Origin of the sequence: Pseudoalteromonas sp. MT33b (genome assembly GCF_014117385.1) — a bacterium.
Classification (GTDB): domain Bacteria; phylum Pseudomonadota; class Gammaproteobacteria; order Enterobacterales; family Alteromonadaceae; genus Pseudoalteromonas; species Pseudoalteromonas lipolytica.
This window is the reverse complement of record NZ_CP059831.1, coordinates 1-20,086: the sequence shown is the minus strand read 5'-3', so window position 1 is coordinate 20,086 and position 20,086 is coordinate 1. Positions and strand designations below refer to the sequence as shown.

General features: G+C 42.2%; 15 protein-coding genes. 3 read left to right on the top strand and 12 right to left on the bottom strand.

The features are described 5' to 3' along the window. Positions 1–147 precede the first annotated feature (147 nt). From H3302_RS00075 to H3302_RS00055, 5 genes are all read right to left on the bottom strand, one after another. The gene (locus H3302_RS00075; RefSeq protein ID WP_036973673.1) at positions 148–810 is read right to left on the bottom strand and encodes a flagellar brake protein; all 663 of its coding nucleotides are present in this window, start codon (positions 808–810) and stop codon (positions 148–150) included. Between the two features lie 37 nt (positions 811–847). Further along, the gene (locus tag H3302_RS00070) at positions 848–2,299 is read right to left on the bottom strand and encodes a TrkH family potassium uptake protein (RefSeq protein ID WP_036973674.1); all 1,452 of its coding nucleotides are present in this window, start codon (positions 2,297–2,299) and stop codon (positions 848–850) included. 97 nt (positions 2,300–2,396) lie between these two features. Continuing rightward, positions 2,397–3,014: a YigZ family protein gene (locus H3302_RS00065; protein WP_036973675.1), complete on the bottom strand. Its 618-nt coding sequence runs from the start codon at positions 3,012–3,014 to the stop codon at positions 2,397–2,399. 57 nt (positions 3,015–3,071) lie between these two features. After that, the gene (gene pepQ, locus H3302_RS00060; RefSeq protein WP_036973676.1) at positions 3,072–4,394 is read right to left on the bottom strand and encodes a Xaa-Pro dipeptidase; all 1,323 of its coding nucleotides are present in this window, start codon (positions 4,392–4,394) and stop codon (positions 3,072–3,074) included. A 97-nt stretch (positions 4,395–4,491) separates the two neighbouring features. Further along, positions 4,492–6,378 (bottom strand): transglycosylase SLT domain-containing protein, encoded by a 1,887-nt coding sequence (locus tag H3302_RS00055; RefSeq protein ID WP_182395925.1) that lies wholly within the window; start codon positions 6,376–6,378, stop codon positions 4,492–4,494. A gap of 194 nt (positions 6,379–6,572) precedes the next feature. On the opposite strand from H3302_RS00055, the gene fadB reads away from it, so the two are divergent. The 3 genes from fadB (at position 6,573) to tusA (ending at position 10,298) form a co-directional block, all read left to right on the top strand. Continuing rightward, positions 6,573–8,732: a fatty acid oxidation complex subunit alpha FadB gene (gene fadB / locus H3302_RS00050; RefSeq protein ID WP_065978276.1), complete on the top strand. Its 2,160-nt coding sequence runs from the start codon at positions 6,573–6,575 to the stop codon at positions 8,730–8,732. Positions 8,733–8,736: 4 nt separating this feature from the next. Next, positions 8,737–9,903, top strand: a complete 1,167-nt coding sequence (gene fadA, locus H3302_RS00045; protein ID WP_036973680.1) for an acetyl-CoA C-acyltransferase FadA — start codon at positions 8,737–8,739, stop codon at positions 9,901–9,903. 155 nt (positions 9,904–10,058) lie between these two features. Next, positions 10,059–10,298: a sulfurtransferase TusA gene (gene tusA, locus H3302_RS00040; RefSeq protein WP_036973681.1), complete on the top strand. Its 240-nt coding sequence runs from the start codon at positions 10,059–10,061 to the stop codon at positions 10,296–10,298. Between the two features lie 111 nt (positions 10,299–10,409). On the opposite strand, the gene H3302_RS00035 is transcribed toward tusA, so the two are convergent. The 7 genes from H3302_RS00035 to dnaA form a co-directional block, all read right to left on the bottom strand. Beyond that, positions 10,410–10,859, bottom strand: coding sequence for a hypothetical protein (locus tag H3302_RS00035; RefSeq protein ID WP_036973682.1), 450 nt, complete (start codon positions 10,857–10,859; stop codon positions 10,410–10,412). A 61-nt stretch (positions 10,860–10,920) separates the two neighbouring features. Further along, positions 10,921–12,990, bottom strand: coding sequence for a glycine--tRNA ligase subunit beta (gene glyS, locus H3302_RS00030; RefSeq protein WP_036973683.1), 2,070 nt, complete (start codon positions 12,988–12,990; stop codon positions 10,921–10,923). 8 nt (positions 12,991–12,998) lie between these two features. Beyond that, the gene (gene glyQ, locus H3302_RS00025) at positions 12,999–13,898 is read right to left on the bottom strand and encodes a glycine--tRNA ligase subunit alpha (RefSeq protein WP_036973766.1); all 900 of its coding nucleotides are present in this window, start codon (positions 13,896–13,898) and stop codon (positions 12,999–13,001) included. 142 nt (positions 13,899–14,040) lie between these two features. Next, a complete protein-coding gene (gene gyrB / locus H3302_RS00020) occupies positions 14,041–16,467 on the bottom strand; it encodes a DNA topoisomerase (ATP-hydrolyzing) subunit B (RefSeq protein ID WP_182395923.1) in 2,427 nt (808 codons plus the stop codon). A 12-nt stretch (positions 16,468–16,479) separates the two neighbouring features. Next, positions 16,480–17,574 carry a DNA replication/repair protein RecF gene (gene recF, locus H3302_RS00015; protein ID WP_182395921.1) on the bottom strand — a complete coding sequence of 365 codons (1,095 nt, stop codon included), beginning with the start codon at positions 17,572–17,574 and terminating at the stop codon, positions 16,480–16,482. Between the two features lie 6 nt (positions 17,575–17,580). Continuing rightward, positions 17,581–18,684 carry a DNA polymerase III subunit beta gene (gene dnaN / locus H3302_RS00010; RefSeq protein ID WP_036973687.1) on the bottom strand — a complete coding sequence of 368 codons (1,104 nt, stop codon included), beginning with the start codon at positions 18,682–18,684 and terminating at the stop codon, positions 17,581–17,583. A 13-nt stretch (positions 18,685–18,697) separates the two neighbouring features. After that, positions 18,698–20,086, bottom strand: a complete 1,389-nt coding sequence (gene dnaA / locus H3302_RS00005) for a chromosomal replication initiator protein DnaA (protein ID WP_036973688.1) — start codon at positions 20,084–20,086, stop codon at positions 18,698–18,700.

Below are 20,086 nucleotides of genomic sequence, written 5' to 3'. Positions count from 1 at the left end.
CACGCCTCAAAAAAAATAAAAATATTTTTAACGCTTAATCATCTGATTTAAATGGGTTTTATATATTTATATTGATTATTTTTGATTAATTTTTAGAGAAAAAGTGAAAAACAGTCATTTTGTTGCAAAATGGCGAATCAATGCTCGTTAACTCGTTATCTCTAATACCGAAAGGTCTATGAGGTGCTCTTTCATAAAGACGTTCATTTCATTTTCACTGGTATTGAGCTGCACACCGAACTGATAGCCCGACTCTCGTTTGCGGACTCTGCATACCTTGCCTGTAAATTCCCGTTTGCTGAGCACCACCTGACACGCTTGTGCTTTCAAATGACTAAGGTCGGCCTCGCTGTTAATCTCAAATTGCACACCGGCAAGTGAAATGTCTTTAATTACGCCTTCATATACCTGTTCATCTATAACAAGCTTGGCGGGAAACAAAGTGGGGATCCGCGCTTCGCTGCGTAAGCTAAAGAGTTGTACTTGTTGGGGAAAATGTAAAAATATCAATCGACAAGGGTGTGAAGCAACGGCTTTTATCTGCTGACGAAATGCAATAACCTGCCCACCCCCGCTTTCTAAAACAGCCCGAACAATCACCATAACCCCCTCTTTGATAAAGTCACCCGCATTCGGCAAACGTTTTACAGGGGGATAGTTAAGTATGATGTACTGCTCGTTGAGTAAGCCAATAAATTCAATTTTGACACGCTTACTTTCTGTCGCAGTTATTATTTCAACATCGACCACACTCCCTGCGGGTATATAGGTTAGTTTTTCTAAATTAAGTTGCTGCTGCGTTTTTGGCATTGTTTCTCTACTCCTTGAAAAATAACCAAATAAAACCTTAACCGCGCCAGAATGTTGGGGTGAATAAAACTAATAAAGTGAATATTTCAAGACGACCAAACACCATAGCGATTGTTAACAACCACTTTGCCGTATCAGATATTGCGCCATAATGCGCCGCGACTTCACCCAAACCTGGGCCTAAGTTGTTTAAACACGCCGCCGTCGCTGAAAAAGCACTTATATTGTCCATGCCTGTGCCCATTAAGGCCAGCATGATAATAACAAAAACCAGTGCATAAGCAGAAAAGAACCCCCAAACGGCTTCGACCACTTTATCGGGGAGCGCTTTACGACCGAGCTTTATAGAGTATATAGCCCGCGGGTGAACTAAGCGGTTTAATTCACGTATCCCTTGCAAGTACAGAAGGAAAACCCTTACAACTTTCATACCGCCGCCCGTCGAGCCCGCACAGCCGCCGATAAAGCTCGAAAAAATAAGTAAGATAGGTAAGAACAATGGCCAAGCAGAAAAATTATCTGTCGCAAAGCCCGCGGTAGTACTCATAGAGACAGCTTGAAACATTGCTTGATCGAGCGTTTCATCACCATCTGCATAAATATTATTAGAAGAGAGTACCGTAAAACAAATAATCACTAGCGCTAACTGAATAAGTAAAAACACTTTAAATTCAGGGTCGCGCAAGTAAACACGAATACTGCGCGAGGAGACCGCAGCGTAGTGCAACGAAAAGTTAATCGCCGCAATCAGCAAAAACACCACACAAATAAAGTTTATTAATGGGCTGTCAAATTGCCCCATAGACGCATCGTATGTAGAGAATCCCCCAATTGCGATGGTTGAGAAAGCATGACAAATCGCATCAAACCAATCCATACCCGCTCCCCAATAGGCAAGCGTACATGCGATGGTCAGCGACACATAAATGTACCAAAGGTGTTTGGCGGTATCGGCAATCCGCGGGGTCATTTTCGAGTCTTTAACAGGCCCTGGAGTTTCAGCACGGTATAACTGCATACCACCAACACCTAGCATCGGTAATACAGCGACGGCCAATACAATGATCCCCATACCACCTAGCCACTGCAGTTGCTGACGATAAAAAAGCACTGATTTGGGTAAGTATTCAATTCCCGTTAAAACGGTTGCTCCTGTGGTAGTCAGCCCCGAGAAGGCCTCAAATACCGAGTCAGCGAGAGATAGGTTTGGTTCCTGTAAGAACACTAAAGGCACAGCAGCAAAGCTGCCAAGTACCAGCCAGAACAACACCACAATTAAAAAGCCTTCGCGGGCTTTTAAATCACCATGCTCATGACGGTTTGGGTAATATGCAGCTAAACCAATAACAACGCTAAAAATAAACGCAAGAACGAACGGCACACCCCCACCGTCTTTATAAATTAAAGACACCAGTGCCGGTGGGACCATCGTGATACTAAATAACGCCACCAGCTGGCCGAGAATTTTTATTATGGTACGAAATTGCATCTAGGCGTATCGCTTTCTTATTAAATGATTTAGCTAATACAGTTTATTGTCTTACAGGCTTAATTGTAAGTAAACGCTATGTATTTATTTTCCTTACTCATCCTTTTCCCATTTTTAGCTCAACGGCGCCATGAGTAAGTTCGTGTACATCAGTGATTGCCTGCTCTGCTTGGCGGCTATCAATGGTAATGTGCCAAGTAATGTTCTCGGCAAATTGCTTGTCTATTTTTAACACCTGATATTGGCTTTTTAGTAACTGCTCAATTGCACCTTGTGCGCTATAGTCACTTTGCCCTATAAGTTCAACACTCGGTACTTTAGTCACAGTTTTTAGCTCGCGCATAGCGTTATTTAAACTGCCACCGTATGCGCGCACAAGTCCCCCCGTACCAAGCTTAATTCCTCCAAAGTAGCGTGTTACTACCGCAGTAATTTCACCGATACCTGAACCTGTCAGCACATTAAGCATGGGTTTACCCGCCGTACCATTGGGCTCACCATCATCCGAAAAGCCATAAACATGACTCCCGCCAGGGTTTCCTGCAACATGTGCCCAACAGTTATGACGCGCGTCACTGTATTTATCTTGTATTTCTTTAATAAACGCTTTTGCACACGCGAGGTCTGGAGTATGCGCAATGTGCACTATAAATGTACTTTTCTTTATTTCTTCTTGATAAAAAACCGGTTCGGCCGGGTATTGATATTCAGGCATATTGTTTTATCTAAAAAAATGGGGCCATGTGGCCCCTATACTCTATTTTGCTCGCCGTTAATCTAAGTGTAGATCACGGGTCATATTTTCGAGACTGTCTTCATGAACGATAATATTATCTTCAATTCGGATACCGCCAAATGGCTTAAATTCTTCAACTTTTTCCCAGTTAATAAACTGTTTATTATCGGTTTGAGCAAGGTCGCCCAATAATGAATCGATGAAGTATAAACCAGGCTCAATCGTAAATACTTGGTTCTTCTCAATTAAACGTGTGCAACGAAGGAATGGATGACCTTCAGGCGGAGCTTGGTGCGTCCCTGATTCGTCAGCCATAAAACCACCCATATCATGAACTTGTAAGCCAAGGTGATGACCCAATCCATGAGGGAAAAACGTTGAAGTAATACCGCGTTCAACAATGTCAGCAGCTGGTAATTTTACAATATTAAAATCACTCAGTACTTGTGCGACACGTTGGTGACACTCTAAATGTAACTCGCCGTATAAGAGACCGGGTTTCAATGCCTTACCTAAGGCAATTTGATGCTCAGTCATAACCTGAATGAGATCGCTAAACTCACCTGACTTTTTAAAATCATAGGTACGAGTAATATCCGCAGCATAGCCGTTAAAGTTTGCACCTGCATCAATTAAAAATGAGTGATGTGTATGAGGCGCAGTTGGCTCGAAATGCGTGTAATGTAAAATGGCGCAATTTTCATTCAGTGCAACGATATTTCCGTAAGGCATCTCGTTTTCACTTTGGCGTGTAGCCATTAGATAAGCGTGCTGAATATCAAACTCAGAACCACCATTAAAGAACGTATCACGCGCCGCTTTATGACCCTCTACGGCGATACGGTTCGCTTGGCGAAGACACTCAAGTTCGTACTGCGTTTTATAAGCTCGATGGAAATGTAAGTAGTTCATCACTGGCTCAGGATTCATAATGCTGAAACCCAGCGCTTGTGCGACCTCTAAGTACTCACCGATATATGCATAATTTGCTTTATCATAAGGGAGTAGTTTTTCAACCTGATCAGGTTGTACTAAAAGCTCAATATCAAAATACTCAGCCCAAAAATCACGCGGCTCATCAGGCACTTTATGCCAAAAATCCACTGGACGATAAAAAATTAGTTTCGGCTTAGATGCACCGTCGACGACAATCCAACAATGCGGATTATCAATAACAGGTAACCAAGCTTTAAATTGCGGATTCACTTTAAACGGATAATACATGTCATCTAAGAACTGACGCTTAGCTTGGCCTGAGTGAATTACGAGCCCTTCTAAACCCTCACGTTCAGTAATAGTACGAGTACGCTGTTGCAAGGTTGCAATATGTTCGGCATATAACACCGCTAATTTATCCATAGTAAACCCATCTCTAGTAAATTTAACTTACTTGCAGTCTATCATAGTCGGCCATAACCCCCAACTGAGGGGGGATGAGCCTCGTTTGTATTTTAATTTAGCCACCCATTTTCATATCGAGAATGGGCGCAAGTACATTACCATCTCGACCAAGGCGGGTGTGATATACCTGCCTGTAAGCGAACACATTTTTAACGTAGTTACGTGTTTCAGTGAAGGGGATCAATTCAATCCACAACTCAGCAGGCATTGCTTGCTCTGGTAGCCAGCGCTTAATGCGATGATAGCCAGCATTGTAAGAGGCCGTCGCTAAAATTTCATTACCATGATTTTTTTTCTTCAAATACTTCAGGTATTCACTACCAAGACGAATATTAGTACGAGGCTGATAAAGTACACTACGTGACACCGTGCTTTTATTCATATATTTGGCTGTGCTAGGTAATAACTGCATTAAGCCATGAGCATTCGCATGTGAACGAGCATCTGGCGCAAACGAGCTTTCACGGCGAGAAATGGCAATACTCCATGCAACATCGATATGGCTACGGTTACTGTAGTTTTCGAACAAGTTTCGAAACGCGAACGGAAAACGTAAATCAACGTAATCCCATTCTTTAATTTGTGCCAAGGTATAAATAGTGCTGTCGTACCAATCAAGATCTGCTGCTAGCATTGATGCTGCCAGTTTTTCTTCTTTGGTTGAGGTATCGGTTAAATAATTCCATTCGCGGCGAGCTGCTGTAAAACGATCTAATTCGTACAAAGCACGGGCACGCTTAAAGCCTGGCGCATTCGCAACCTCAAGCTTGAGTTTATCGCTAATATTCAGCTCTTTATTATTTAAACTAACAGGTATACCTAACCGCGCAGACGCAAGAAAACCATAGTAATCACGCTCTTTGGCCACCGTTTGCCAAATTTGTCGCGCGCGCTCTACTTCACCACGCTGATTCAAGCTATAAGCTAACCAGTATTGCTGCCCTAGCGTTAAATTTTCTTTGCCGGTAAAAAAAGCCACAATGCCAGACCAGTCTTGTAGCTCAAGCATGTTTGCTAATTGCCACTGCATAAGCTTGCTAGTTTGGCGGTCTTTCGGCACCTTATTTAGCCAAAAGCGAGCTTCTTTATGACCACTAGATGCTAAAGATAGTGCAAAATTGTAATACACATCAGCCTTTTGCTCGTCAGTGTAGGAGAACATTTTTTCAATCTTTTCCCACGCTCTAAGCGCGAGTTCTTTGTCGCGCCACACCAAACGTCTTACGCCATACAACGCAATTTGCCCTTCTTTGGCTGATTTTTTCTTATAGCGGTAAAGTCCAGCAGACGCGCTCGGGTCTTTGCGAACTTTTAAATATAAGTCAGCTAAATATTGCTCATGTTCGGGTAATAAGGTTTTTAAATAAGGCAATAAACTCGACGCACCGCCTTCTGCGGCCAGTGTGACTCGTTGCCATACGCGATCAGGAGTTTGGTACCCCTTTTTTTTCCACAGCGAAAATAAGCTATCGCACTCTTTAGGTTGCGATTTACCGACCACCCATAAGTCGCTTACTTGATTCATGATGGCATTTTCAGGTGCCCCTAAATCTAATTGAAAGCTTAAATAGGGACACGTCAGCTCATTATTGCTGGTTTCACGATAATTACGAATATACGCCGCTTTTTTATTCTGCTTCTTTAGGTATTCAAGCCACGCTTTTCGAACAGGCCATTCAAGTGGCGTATTTTGATAGACGTTTAAATAGTTTTCGATTTCAGTTTGGTGTTGCAGACTTGGGTTACGCTGCCAATAGGCTTTTTCGACATAAGGTTTTAAGGGATGATCAAGCTCCCCTGTCACCTTTTTCATGTCTTCATAGTCACCGTACCGCGCCTTTTTTTCAGCTTTTAAAAAAGCGTCATGTTTATCGTTGGCACCAGCTGCAAAAAAAGGAAAAAGTAATGCGGCAGCCGTCCAACCAAGAAATTGTTTTTTCATGATGGCCTTTAACAAAAATTAAAGAATTAATAATAAAAACTTCCCCTACACCTTAGCAGCAAACCAGCTATATTTTAACCAATCGCGATAAAGCGCAGTAAATTTTTCGTTGCATTTTTATTTTAAAGCAAGCACACTGATTGAAATGCAAACTCATCGTACCAGTCTTAGTTAATAAACTAGGGAGAATAATAATGTTATATAAAAGCGATTCATTTGAAGTTGCTTTCATCAAGGACAACATCGCCGAGTTTAAGTTCTGTGCTGATGGCTCAGTAAACAAACTTTCTCAGCAAACCTTGCAAGATTGCGCTTCGGCATTAAAAGAATTAGCAGCAAACTCAGATATCAAAGGCATGGTGTTCACCAGCGATAAAGATCACTTTATTATCGGCGCCGACATCTTCGAATTTTTACCGACTTTCACTAAACCTCAAGAAGAATTGGTTGCATGGATCAAAAATGCAACAGACGTTTTTGACGCAATTGAAGATTTACCTTTCCCAACGTTAAGTGCTGTAAACGGCATGGCGCTTGGCGGCGGGTGTGAGTGGGCACTTGCTACCGATTACCGCGTTGCTAGTACTGAGGCTAAAATTGGCCTTCCTGAAGTAAAATTAGGCATTATGCCTGGTTTTGGTGGCACTGTTCGTCTTCCACGCCTGATTGGCGCTGATAATGCGATGACATGGATCACGACAGGCAAAGAAAACCGCGCGAATGATGCACTCAAAGTAGGTGCATTTGATGCGGTAGTTAGTACTGACAAACTTTTAGAGTCAAGTATTGCAACACTTGAGCAAGCTATTTCTGGCAAGCTAGATTGGCAAGCAAAACGACAAGTAAAATTACAACCACTGAAAATGAACCGTGTTGAGCAAGGTATGAGCTTTGCAATGGCCGAAGGCATGGTAATGGGTCAGACTAAAGGTCACTATCCAGCACCTGTTATGGCTGTAAAAACCATTAAAGCAGCGGCAAACTGTGAACGTGCCGAAGCGATGGCAATTGAGAACACGAACTTTGCCAAACTTGCCGCAACGAGCGAAGCTGCTGCACAAACAGGTATTTTCTTAGCCGACCAATACATCAAAGGTAAAGCGAAGAAACAAGCCAAAAACAGCGAGCTTAAAATTAAACAAGCGGCTGTATTAGGCGCAGGTATTATGGGTGGCGGTATTGCATACCAGTCTGCTTATAAAGGCACGCCGATTGTCATGAAAGACATTAATCAAGATGCGCTTGATTTAGGTATGGGCGAAGCCTCTAAATTACTTGGCAAAAAAGTACAACGTGGCCACATGGCAATGGACAAGATGATTGCCACGTTAGGTAAAATCAAACCGACGCTAAACGATGCTGACCTTCAAGGTGTTGATATTGTAGTTGAAGCCGTTGTTGAAAACCCTAAGGTAAAACAAGCTGTTTTATCGGGCCTTGAAAAAGACCTACCAGAGGGCACTATTTTAACGTCAAACACATCAACTATTCGTATAGATGAGTTAGCCTCAGCGCTTGAAAAACCAGAAAACTTCTGTGGCATGCACTTCTTTAACCCAGTGCCAAAAATGCCACTTGTCGAAATCATCCGTGGTGAAAAGACATCAGAAGCAACAATCAATGCAGTGGTTGATTACGCCTTAAAACTAGGTAAATCACCTATTGTTGTAAACGACTGCCCAGGTTTCTTTGTTAACCGCGTATTGTTCCCTTACTTTGCAGGCTTCAGCAAACTTGTTGTTGAAGGCGCTGATTTCGCCAAAGTCGATAAAGTAATGGAAAACGTGTTTGGCTGGCCAATGGGTCCTGCATATCTGCTTGATGTTGTGGGTATTGATACGGCTTACCACTGTACTGGCGTTATGGCTGATGGTTTCCCTGAGCGAATGGCTCGCCAAGAGAAAGATCCCGTTTCTGTATTTGCTAATGAAAAACGTTTTGGTCAGAAAAATGGGGCTGGTTTTTACCAATATGCACCAGACCGCCGTGGTCGCTTGAAAAAGGCACACGATGCAAAAGCGGTTGAACTTTTAAGTGCTATTACCGATGCACCTAAAGACTTCGACAAGCAAGAAATCATTGACCGTTGTATGGTACCGATGATCAACGAAGTACTACTTTGTCTTCAAGAAGGTATTGTAGCGTCGCCGCAAGAAGCAGATATGGCGCTCATTTACGGTATTGGTTTCCCTCCATTTAGAGGCGGTGCATTCCGTTACTTAGATCAAACTGGTTTAGCAAACTTTGTTGCAACAGCAGACAAATATGCTCACCTAGGTGCGATTTACCAAGTATCAGATGAAACTCGCAAATGGGCCGAAGAAGGCCGTGTATTCTATAAGGTGGAAGGATAAGAACATGAATAATCCAGTAATCGTAGATTGTATCCGCACACCAATGGGCCGTTCAAAAAACGGCGTATTCAAACATAAACGTGCGGAAGATTTAAGTGCTCACTTAATGAAAGGTTTGTTAGAGCGTAACCCAGCCGTAGACCCAGCATCGATTGATGATATTTACTGGGGTTGTGTGCAGCAAACTCTCGAGCAAGGTTTTAACATTGCCCGTAACGCAGCATTATTAGCCGGTATCCCACACTCAGTACCTGCAGTAACGGTTAACCGTTTATGTGGCTCATCAATGCAAGCATTGCACGATGCGGCACGCGCTATTATGACGGGTGCGGGTGATACTTATATCATCGGGGGTGTTGAGCATATGGGTCATGTACCGATGACTCACGGTAATGATTTCCACCCTGGTTTATCAACGTCTGTTGCACAAGCTGCAGGTGTTATGGGCTTAACAGCTGAGTACCTTGCAACGCTTCACGGCATTAGCCGTCAGCAGCAAGATGAGTTTGCTTACCGCTCACACCAACGCGCACACGCTGCGACTGTTGAAGGTCGTTTCCGTCGCGAGATCCTACCGATGGAAGGTCACGACGCAGACGGTTCATTAATTCTTGTTGAAGACGATGAAGTAATTCGCCCAGAGACAACTGTTGAAGGTTTATCTCAGCTTCGTCCTGTGTTCAACCCTGCATCAGGTAGCGTAACAGCAGGTACTTCATCTGCACTGTCTGACGGTGCATCAGCCATGCTGGTAATGAGCGAAGAAAAAGCCAAAGAACTTGGTTTACCTATTCGTGCGCGCATTAAATCAATGGCGGTTGCAGGTTGCGATCCTTCTATTATGGGTTACGGCCCAGTTCCAGCATCACAAAAAGCGCTTAAACAAGCGGGTATCACAATTGATGATATCGATGTTGCTGAGCTTAACGAAGCGTTTGCAGCACAATCACTACCGGTATTAAAAGACCTCGGTCTGATGGATGTAGTAGATGAAAAAGTGAACCTTAATGGTGGTGCAATCGCGCTTGGTCACCCACTTGGTTGTTCAGGCTCTCGTATCAGCACAACGCTTGTTCACCTAATGGAAGACAAGAATGCAAAATACGGTTTAGCAACCATGTGTATTGGTCTAGGCCAAGGTATTGCAACTGTATTTGAGCGCGTTGAATAACACGCTCATTAGCCGAACATCTTGGTGATAAAAAGGTGTACTGACACGCGCAGTACACCTTTTTTATTTGCTTTGAATTCGGTTATTGAAACCAGTAGTGATTGAAAGCTAAAATAGCCCCTTACTATTCGTTACTTTCATTTTATAGGTCTGCCATGAGCTTTGATAATCCCGATCACCAATTAGATGCACTTGGCCTTCGTTGTCCAGAACCGGTGATGATGGTGCGTGGTGCTGTGCGCAAAATGAAAGATGGCGAGACTTTACTTATCATCGCTGATGACCCATCAACCACCCGCGACATTCCCAGTTTTTGTACCTTTATGGATCACACACTCGTTGCTAAAGAAGTAGAGCAAGCACCGTATCGATATTTAGTGAAGAAAGGATTGTAGGCTACGAGCTACGAGCTACGAGCTAAAAAATAAAATCAGAGTGGGCTTTGTCAACTTTGAAGTAAATAATCAATCACCCACTCAACACTTAGCGTCACTCAACTCTTAGCGTTATTTTTTCGTGACTGTTACTTTTGGTTGATTGCTATTGCGGTAATCAAAACTCACTACATAAACCCCTTTTGCCGCAGGTTTAAAGCTGAAGTAGTTATAGATTGTGTTGCAATCGGCGCTTGCAGCCTCACCTAAAATGAGTGCTTGACCTGCTGGGTCGGTATCACTGAAACCACAGTTATAGCCTTGGCTGAAATCAGCATCGGCGACTTTAAACTCATACACTTTGCCAGGTGTAGAAAACTTCACATCCGTTTGAAAAATCCCCGGAGCAACTTGGTAAAATTGGTACTGAGGTTCTGCATCCCACAAGGTAAAGTCACCCCGTAAATACATGGTACGGTCTAAGTCTTTACTGGGCAGAATATCATCGATATTCGGCATTTGAATTTGGCTAGAACATGCCGTTAATAAACCAGCCAAAGCTAAAGTTAGTATACGTTTCATAACTGTTCCTCTTTTACAAAAAAGCCAGCACTGAGCTGGCTTTTATTAACGTGTGTATTACTTACTTCTGCAACACAGAAATATCAGCAATATCTAAAAACAGGCGGCTTAACTGGCTTAATAATGCTAAACGGTTTTGCTTAACCGCGTCGTCATCGGCCATTACCATGACGTTATCAAAGAAGTTATCGACACTCTCACGGATACCCGCTAGTTGTGATAACGCTTCTTGATAATCGCCGTTAGCATAAAGTGGTGCAAGCTCCACAGAGAACTTAGCAACATGAGACGCGAGTACTTTTTCTGCGTCATCACTTAATAGGCTCTCATTTACATCACCTTGCGTTGTAATATCGTTTTTAGCCAAGATATTACTAACACGTTTATTTGCGGCTGCAAGCGCTTCTGCTGCGTCTAATGTACGGAAGTGACTTACCGCTTTAACACGGCGATCGAAGTCAACCGGTTTAGTTGGACGACGCGCGAGCACAGCTTGAATAACATCAACCTCAATCCCTTCATCTTGATACCATGCACGGAAGCGACCTAGCATAAACTCAAACACATCCGTTGAAACATTTAGGTTTGTTAGCTTTTCACCAAACAAGCTTTGTGATTTAGCAACAAGGTCTAGAATGTCCAGTGGTAGTGACTTTTCAACCATGATACGCAACGCACCAATGGCTGCACGGCGAAGTGCAAATGGGTCTTTGTCACCTTTCGGTGCTTGGCCAATGCCAAAAATACCCACTAGCGTGTCGAATTTATCAGCAATAGCAACAGCACAACTAATTACATTCGTTGGTAGGTTGTCGCCTGCAAAACGTGGCATATATTGCTCATTTTGCGCCAGTGCAACTTCTTCGGCCTCACCATCGTGACGTGCGTAATGCATACCCATTACACCTTGTACGTCAGTAAACTCCATGACCATTTCAGTCATTAAATCTGTTTTACTTAAAAGACCAGCACGTTTTGCAAGTTCTGCATCAGCACCTAACTGCTCAGCAATGTAACCAGCAAGTTCACTAATACGCTCTGACTTGTCTTTAAGTGTACCAAGTTGCTTTTGGAATAATACCGTGTCTAATGATTCTAAACGGCTCTCAAGTGTTTTCTTTTTATCGGTTTCAAAGAAGAACTGTGCATCGGCTAAACGTGGACGAACCACCTTTTCGTTACCGGCAATAACCACACTTGGATCTTTACTTTCAATATTAGAAACAAACAGGAACTTGTTAAGTAAGTTGCCTTCTTGATCTAGTAGTGGGAAGTATTTTTGATCATCCTTCATGGTGTAGATAAGCGCTTCAGCGGGTACATCTAAAAAGGCTTCTTCGAAGGTTGCTGTTAGCGTTACTGGCCATTCAACAAGTGACGTTACTTCTTCAAGCAAGTCTTCATCCATCGCAACTTTTGCGTTGACAGCAGCCGCTGCAGCTTCAATTTGTTCACGAATTTGTGCTTTACGCGCTTCGAAGTCAGCCACGACATACGCAGATTTTAGTACATCAAATACTTCGTCAGCGTGATTGATAGTGACCTTTTCTGGGTGGTGGAATCGGTGACCTTGTAGTTGGTTACCTACTTGCTTACCAAGGATTTCACCTTCGATTAGTGTATTACCAAATAAAATCGTTGCCGTATGTACAGGGCGAATAAATTGCGTTTTATTCGCGCCCCAACGCATTGGTTTCGGGATCGGTAATTTAGCAAGCGCTTTGTTTACCGCATCACTCATTAGCGCGGTGGTTGCTTGGCCTTCAACGTGTGCTTTATGAAGTAGCCATGCCCCTTTGTCTGTTTCAATGGTTTCGGCGTCGCTTACATCAATACCACAACCACGTGCCCAACCCATTGCTGCTTTGGTTGGGTTGCCATCGGCATCAAATGCTGCCGCAACAGCAGGACCACGTTTTTCTACAACCTTGTCACTTTGTTTTGCTTCAAGTGCTGTAACGCGTAAACCTAAACGGCGCGGTGAGGCATACCAATTTACGCCTTGATGGGCTAGCTCTAAACTTGCAAGCTCTGCTGTTAAGTTTTCAGCAAACGACTCAGCAAGTTTACGAAGTGCTTTTGGTGGCAATTCTTCAGTGCCAATTTCTACTAATAAATTTTCTGCTGACATGCTAATTCTTAATCCTTACAAAGCGGGAAACCAAGTGCTTCACGTGCATCATAGTAACTCTGTGCGCACGCTTTAGATAAAGCACGTACACGTAAGATATAACGTTGACGTTCGGTTACTGAGATAGCGTGGCGCGCATCTAATAAGTTAAACGCGTGTGACGCTTTCATTACTTGCTCGTAAGCAGGTAGCGGTAAGCCAGCTTCAATTAGCTTTTGACTTTCTTTTTCGCAGTGATCAAATTGAGAGAATAAGAATGCAACGTCAGCTTGTTCGAAGTTATACGCTGATTGCTCAACTTCATTTTGATGGAATACATCACCGTATGTAACACGGCCCATTGGACCATCTGCCCATACTAGGTCATAGATACTATCTACGCCCTGAATATACATCGCTAAACGCTCAAGACCATAAGTAATTTCACCTGTTACTGGAGAACACTCAAGGCCACCTACTTGTTGGAAATAAGTGAACTGAGTCACTTCCATGCCGTTTAACCAGATTTCCCAACCAAGACCCCATGCACCCAGTGTAGGTGATTCCCAGTTGTCTTCTACGAAGCGCACTTCATCAGTTAGCGTATCAATTCCCACAGCAGCTAACGAGCCTAAGTAGAGCTCTTGAATGTTTTCTGGTGATGGCTTTAATACCACTTGGAATTGGTAGTAATGTTGTAAGCGGTTTGGGTTCTCACCATAACGACCATCAGTTGGGCGACGGCATGGTTGAACATACGCGCTCGACATTGGCTCTGGGCCAATCGACTTTAAGAAAGTTAACGGATGAAATGTCCCTGCTCCCACTTCCATATCGAGTGGTTGAGCAATCACACAGCCTTGCTGTGCCCAATAGTCCTGTAAAGCCAGGATCAAACCTTGAAAGGTTTTAACGTCATATTTTTGCATATTTGGCTTATAGTATCTGGTGCGTTTAGTCTGAAAATTGCTCTCAGTATACCTTGTGTGCAGTAAGGTTTTAAGCAGTTTGTGCTTTTTCAGCAATAAAAAAAGGAGCCAATAGGCTCCTTTCTTCATCATGTGTTTTAGCTTATACGTCTAGGTTTACTACACGTAGCGCGTTCGTTTCAATAAACTCACGACGCGGCTCAACTTGGTCGCCCATTAATGTTGCGAATAATTGGTCAGCAGCAACGGCATCTTCAATTGTTACTTTCAACATACGACGAGCACTAGGATCCATGGTTGTTTCCCATAACTGATCTGGGTTCATCTCGCCCAGTCCTTTATAGCGCTGGATATACAAGCCACGTTTAGACTCACTGATTAACCACTCTAATGCATCGACAAAGTTATCAACTGGAATTGTTTTTTCTCCACGTTGAATATAGGCGCCTTCTTCAAGGATATTAGCAATGTTTACACCTGTTACAGCGATACGCTTATAATCACGTGAAGTAATGAAGTCGTAGTTTAATACGTGTGCTTTATCTACGCCGTGCTGACGAATATTCACTACAGGGTAATATAAATTACGCTCAGCATCATGTTCTGTTCCAGCATGGAAAATAGTCGCATCTTCATCGCGAGCAATTAAGTCGTCAACTAATACGTTAGTCCACTCTTTTACTTTCGCTTCATCTGCAAGGTCAGCTTCTTTTAACTCACTTTGATAGATTAAACGTTCCATAACCGTGTTCGGGTATTTACGTTTTAAGCGCTCAATCACTTTTACCGTGTTTTGATAATCGTGAACAATAGACTCTAATGCTTCACCTTCGAGTGCGGTTGCACCCTCACTTGTGTATAGCGCAGCGTTATTTAACGCCAATGATGTTAAGTAATCAACAAGTGCTGGATCGTCTTTTATATAACGCTCTTGCTTACCTTTTTTCACTTTATAAAGTGGTGGTTGTGCAATATAAATATAACCACGTTCTACAATCTCTGGCATTTGACGGTAGAAGAAAGTAAGTAATAGTGTACGAATGTGAGAACCATCCACGTCCGCATCGGTCATGATAATGATACGGTGGTAGCGCAGTTTTTCTGGATTGTATTCGTCACGGCCAATACCACATCCTAATGCGGTAATAAGAGTCGCAACTTCTTGCGAAGATAGCATTTTATCAAAACGTGCTTTTTCAACGTTTAATATTTTACCTTTCAATGGCAAGATTGCTTGGTTTTTACGATTACGACCCTGCTTAGCTGAACCACCCGCAGAGTCACCCTCCACTATGTATAATTCAGAAAGTGCAGGATCTTTTTCTTGGCAGTCTGCTAACTTACCCGGTAAACCAGCTAAATCCATAGCGCCTTTACGACGAGTCATTTCACGTGCTTTACGCGCGGCTTCACGCGCTCGTGCTGCATCAATAATTTTGCCAACAACAGTTTTAGCATCAACAGGGTTTTCTAATAAAAACTCTGTTAGTTTTTCTGCCATGGCTTGTTCTACAGCAGATTTAACTTCGCTTGATACTAATTTATCTTTCGTTTGTGATGAGAACTTAGGATCAGGAACTTTAACACTCACAACGGCTGTTAAACCTTCACGAGCATCATCACCCGTGGCGTTGCTTGTTGTTTTAGCTTTTTTATTAAAGCCTTCTTTTTCCATGTAATTGTTTAGTGTACGCGTAAGTGCAGCTCTAAAGCCAGCTAAGTGCGTACCACCATCACGTTGTGGAATGTTATTTGTGAAACAGTAGATGCTCTCTTGGAAACCATCGTTCCATTGCATAGACACTTCAACATTAATGCCGTCTTCTTCACGCTCATGCGTAAAGTGGAAAACACTTTTATGAACAGGTGTTTTGTTGCGATTTAAATACTCAACAAAGGCTTGAATACCCCCTTCGTATTTAAAATGGTCTTTTTTCGCTTCTTCACGCTCATCGGTAAGAATAATACTTACGCCCGAGTTCAAGAAAGACAGCTCACGTAAACGCTTCGCTAAAATATCGTAGTGGAAGTTTAGGTCAGTGAATGTTTCACCGCTTGGCCAGAAACGTAACTCAGTGCCTGTATCAGTCGCGTCACCAATAACAGCTAATGGTGCATCTGGCACACCCATTGTATACGTTTGTTGATGAAGTTTACCTTCGCGACGGATAGTTAACTTTAGTTTTTCCGATAAAGCATTTACAACAGAAACACCTACACCGTGTAAACCGCCCGATACTTTATAAGAGTTATCATCAAATTTACCACCAGCATGAAGTACCGTCATGATAACTTCAGCAGCTGATACACCTTCTTCTTCATGGATTGAAGTAGGAATACCACGACCGTTATCTCTTACAGAGACTGAACCGTCTAAGTGAATCGTTACATAAATATCATCACAATGACCAGCTAAGGCTTCATCGATAGAGTTATCAACAACCTCAAACACCATATGGTGTAAGCCTGTACCGTCATCGGTGTCCCCTATATACATTCCAGGACGCTTTCTTACTGCGTCTAATCCTTTAAGTACTTTAATACTCGACGAATCGTAATTCTCAGACATGGTTAATCCCACTTATCTTGTTATTAGGTTGCCATGTTTCACGTGGAACATTTTTAGTTCTCGTTGCATGGGTTCCACCACAGCAGAAATACTTTCAGATAAAATAGATGAGATAAAAAGTTGTGAATCGCAATGCGATAAAAGCTGACCCACTTTTTCCTTTGTATCTTCACCTAACTCCGAAGGTAAGTCATCTATTAGCAATATAGATTGCTTATCAGTTTCTGATTCAATTAAGCTATTTTGCGTTACTTTCAACGCATAAAGCAAGAGCTTCAATTGACCGCGTGAAAATGTATTTTCCACACTATTACCAGAAACGCTAAAACTAAAATCAGCTTTATGCGGGCCTTTGCTTGTGAAACCCTGTTTGGCATCACGTTCAAAGCTCTGTTTAAGAGCCTCTGAGAGCGATTCGCTCTCTTTCCAACCCGCGTTAAAGCTAATTTCTAAATCGCGTATAAGCGTTAATTCTGCACACATTTTATCAAAAAATTGCTGCTTAAACCTACTTATATACGCGATTCTTAAATTATTTATTTGTTCTGCTAGTCTAACAAATTCTTTGTCCCAAAACTTGATCTGCTCGAAATAATTCCTAGGTTTACTCTTCAGCAATGCATTACGTTGTTTTAATACTTTATTGAATGATTGCCATAAATAAAAAAAGTCATGTTCCACGTGGAACAATCCTAAATCTAAAAATTTTCTACGCTCTTTTGGTCCACCAAAAAATAAAGAATAGCTTTCAGGTGTAATCACTTGCACAGGAATTAGCTGCGCCAACTCTGAGATCTTTCGACTCGTTTTACCCTGAATCTTTAATGATGTTTCACCCGCTTGGTTTTTACTTATACCAACCGGAATCGACAAGTCATGTAATGCCTTACGACCATGAATAACAAACTTGTCTTGCTGATGTTGAATGATACTTTTATGCTTGGCGGTTCGAAATGATTTACCATGTGAAAGGAAATAAATAGCCTCTAAAAGGCTGGTTTTTCCGCTGCCATTTTCGCCATAAATAATATTAATTCCATTTATCGGCTCAAGTGTCAGCGCCTCAATATTACGAAAATTATTGAGGCTTAAATGACTTAAACTCATAAAAGGTTATAAGCGCATCGGCATAACAACATACATCGCTTCTTCGTCACCAGCACCTTCTATTAGCGCGCTACTGTTTGAATCTGCAAGGGTAAAAGTGACATCTTCTGTTTTTAATGTATTCAAAACATCGAGTACATACGAAACATTAAAACCAATTTCCAGCTCACCACCTTGATACATAACCTCAACCACTTCTTCTGCTTGCTCTTGCTCAGGGTTATTGGCAGTTATTTTCAACAAGCCTTCAGAAAGATTTAAACGCACACCACGAAATTTCTCATTCGATAAAATAGACACACGTTGAAATGCGCTGCGTAACCATTCTCTATTGGCAGTAATAACTTTATCGCCACCACGTGGTAATACTCGGCGGTAATCAGGAAAACGACCATCTACCAATTTACTTGTAAACGTAAACTCGGTATCAATAATACGAATATGATTAGCGCCAAATTGAATTGTTACTAACTCATCATCAGCCACCATTAAACGCATGATTTCTTGCACACCCTTGCGTGGAATAATAAGCTGACGCTGTGTATTAAGCGACTGAGCTAACTGCTTTTGTGCAATCGCTAAACGGTGACCGTCTGTTGCCACTGTTTTAATGTCGGCATTGTCGACTTCAAACGACATACCATTTAAATAATAGCGTACGTCTTGGTTCGCCATTGAAAAATGAGTACTTTCAAGTAGTTTACGTAACTCTACACGGGTTAACTGAAACTCAACTTCGCCATCCCATTGTTCAAGATTCGGAAAATCTTCTGCAGCTAATGTGGTCAATGAAAAGCGACTTTTACCACTGGTTAGTAATAACTGATGATCTTGGCTACTTAAAGTAAGTTCAGAGCCATCGGGTAAACTTTTACAAATATCGAGTAACTTTTTAGCTGGCAAGGTTAATTTTGTATCTGCGGTGTCTTCACCTACAAATACACTTGCTACTAACTCAATTTCAAGATCGGTACCCGTCATTGATAGTTGTCCATTTTCTACAACTAACAGTACGTTCGATAAAATCGGTAAGGTGTGCTTGCGTTCAATCGCACCCGACACTTGAACTAAAGGTTTTAAAAATTGCTCTCTTGATATTGTTATTTGCATAATAAAGTCAGCCTTAAGATGACAAGGTTCTTATTAAGTTTTGATAATCTTCTTTCACCTCGTGACTTTCATCACGCAGTGATTTAACTTTACGACAGGCATGCAGTACCGTTGTATGGTCACGCCCGCCAAACGCATCACCAATCTCAGGTAAACTGTGATTAGTGAGCTCTTTAGATAAAGCCATAGCAACCTGGCGTGGTCGTGCTACAGAACGACTGCGGCGCTTAGATAATAGGTCTGAAACACGAATACGGTAATACTCTGCGACTGTGCGCTGAATGTTATCGATGGTTACGAGCTTATCTTGCAATGCGAGTAAGTCGCGCAACGCTTCTTTTACAAAATCGATTGATATTGGACGACCGGTAAAATTCGCATTTGCAATCACACGGTTTAATGCCCCTTCTAACTCACGCACATTTGAACGTAGTTTCTTGGCAATAAAAAAGGCCACTTCATGCGGTAAATTAATTTTACTCTGCTGCGCTTTTTTCATCAAAATAGCAACGCGCGTCTCAAGCTCAGGAGGCTCAATGGCAATAGTTAACCCCCATCCAAAGCGAGACTTAAGGCGATCTTCAACCCCTTCTATCTCTTTTGGATAGCGGTCTGAAGTTAATATAATCTGTTGATTTCCTTCAAGTAATGCATTGAAGGTATGGAAAAATTCTTCTTGAGAACGTTCTTTATTAGCGAAAAATTGGATGTCATCAATCATCAATGCATCAACGCTTCGGTAATAACGTTTAAACTCTTCTATTGCGTTATTTTGAAGTGCTTTAACCATGTCTTGGACAAAACGCTCGGAATGCATATAAACAATTTTTGCATCCGGTTTATTCGCCATGATGCCATTACCTACAGCATGCAATAAATGCGTTTTACCTAAACCTGTACCGCCATAAATAAACACGGGATTAAAGGCAGACCCTGGGTTGTCTGCAACTTGAGTTGCGGCTGCTTTTGCTAGCTGGTTTGATTTACCTTCAACAAAACTATCAAACGTATAATTTTCTTTAATGTTTGATTTATAACCCGATTTTGGTGCAGGTTCTACATTCGCTTTTTCAGGTTTGGGCTGTTGTTTCTCAGATGTGTGTTGAGCACTAACAGGAGCACTCGCAGCTGGCACGGCGGCTTGCGCATTTAAAATAGGTTTACTGCCTACGTCAAAACGTAACTCGGGCGCTTCATCACCACAAATTTCAACGAGCAGTTCATTTATACGGTTTAAATACTTTTCTCTCACCCAATCAAGAACAAAACGATTCGGCGCATATATAGTTAACGTATCTTCGGTACTTTCTGCTTGTAGTGGTCTTACCCACATACTGAACTGCTGTGACGGCAGTTCATCTTGCAATACATATAAACAACTTTGCCAAACCGACAGATACAC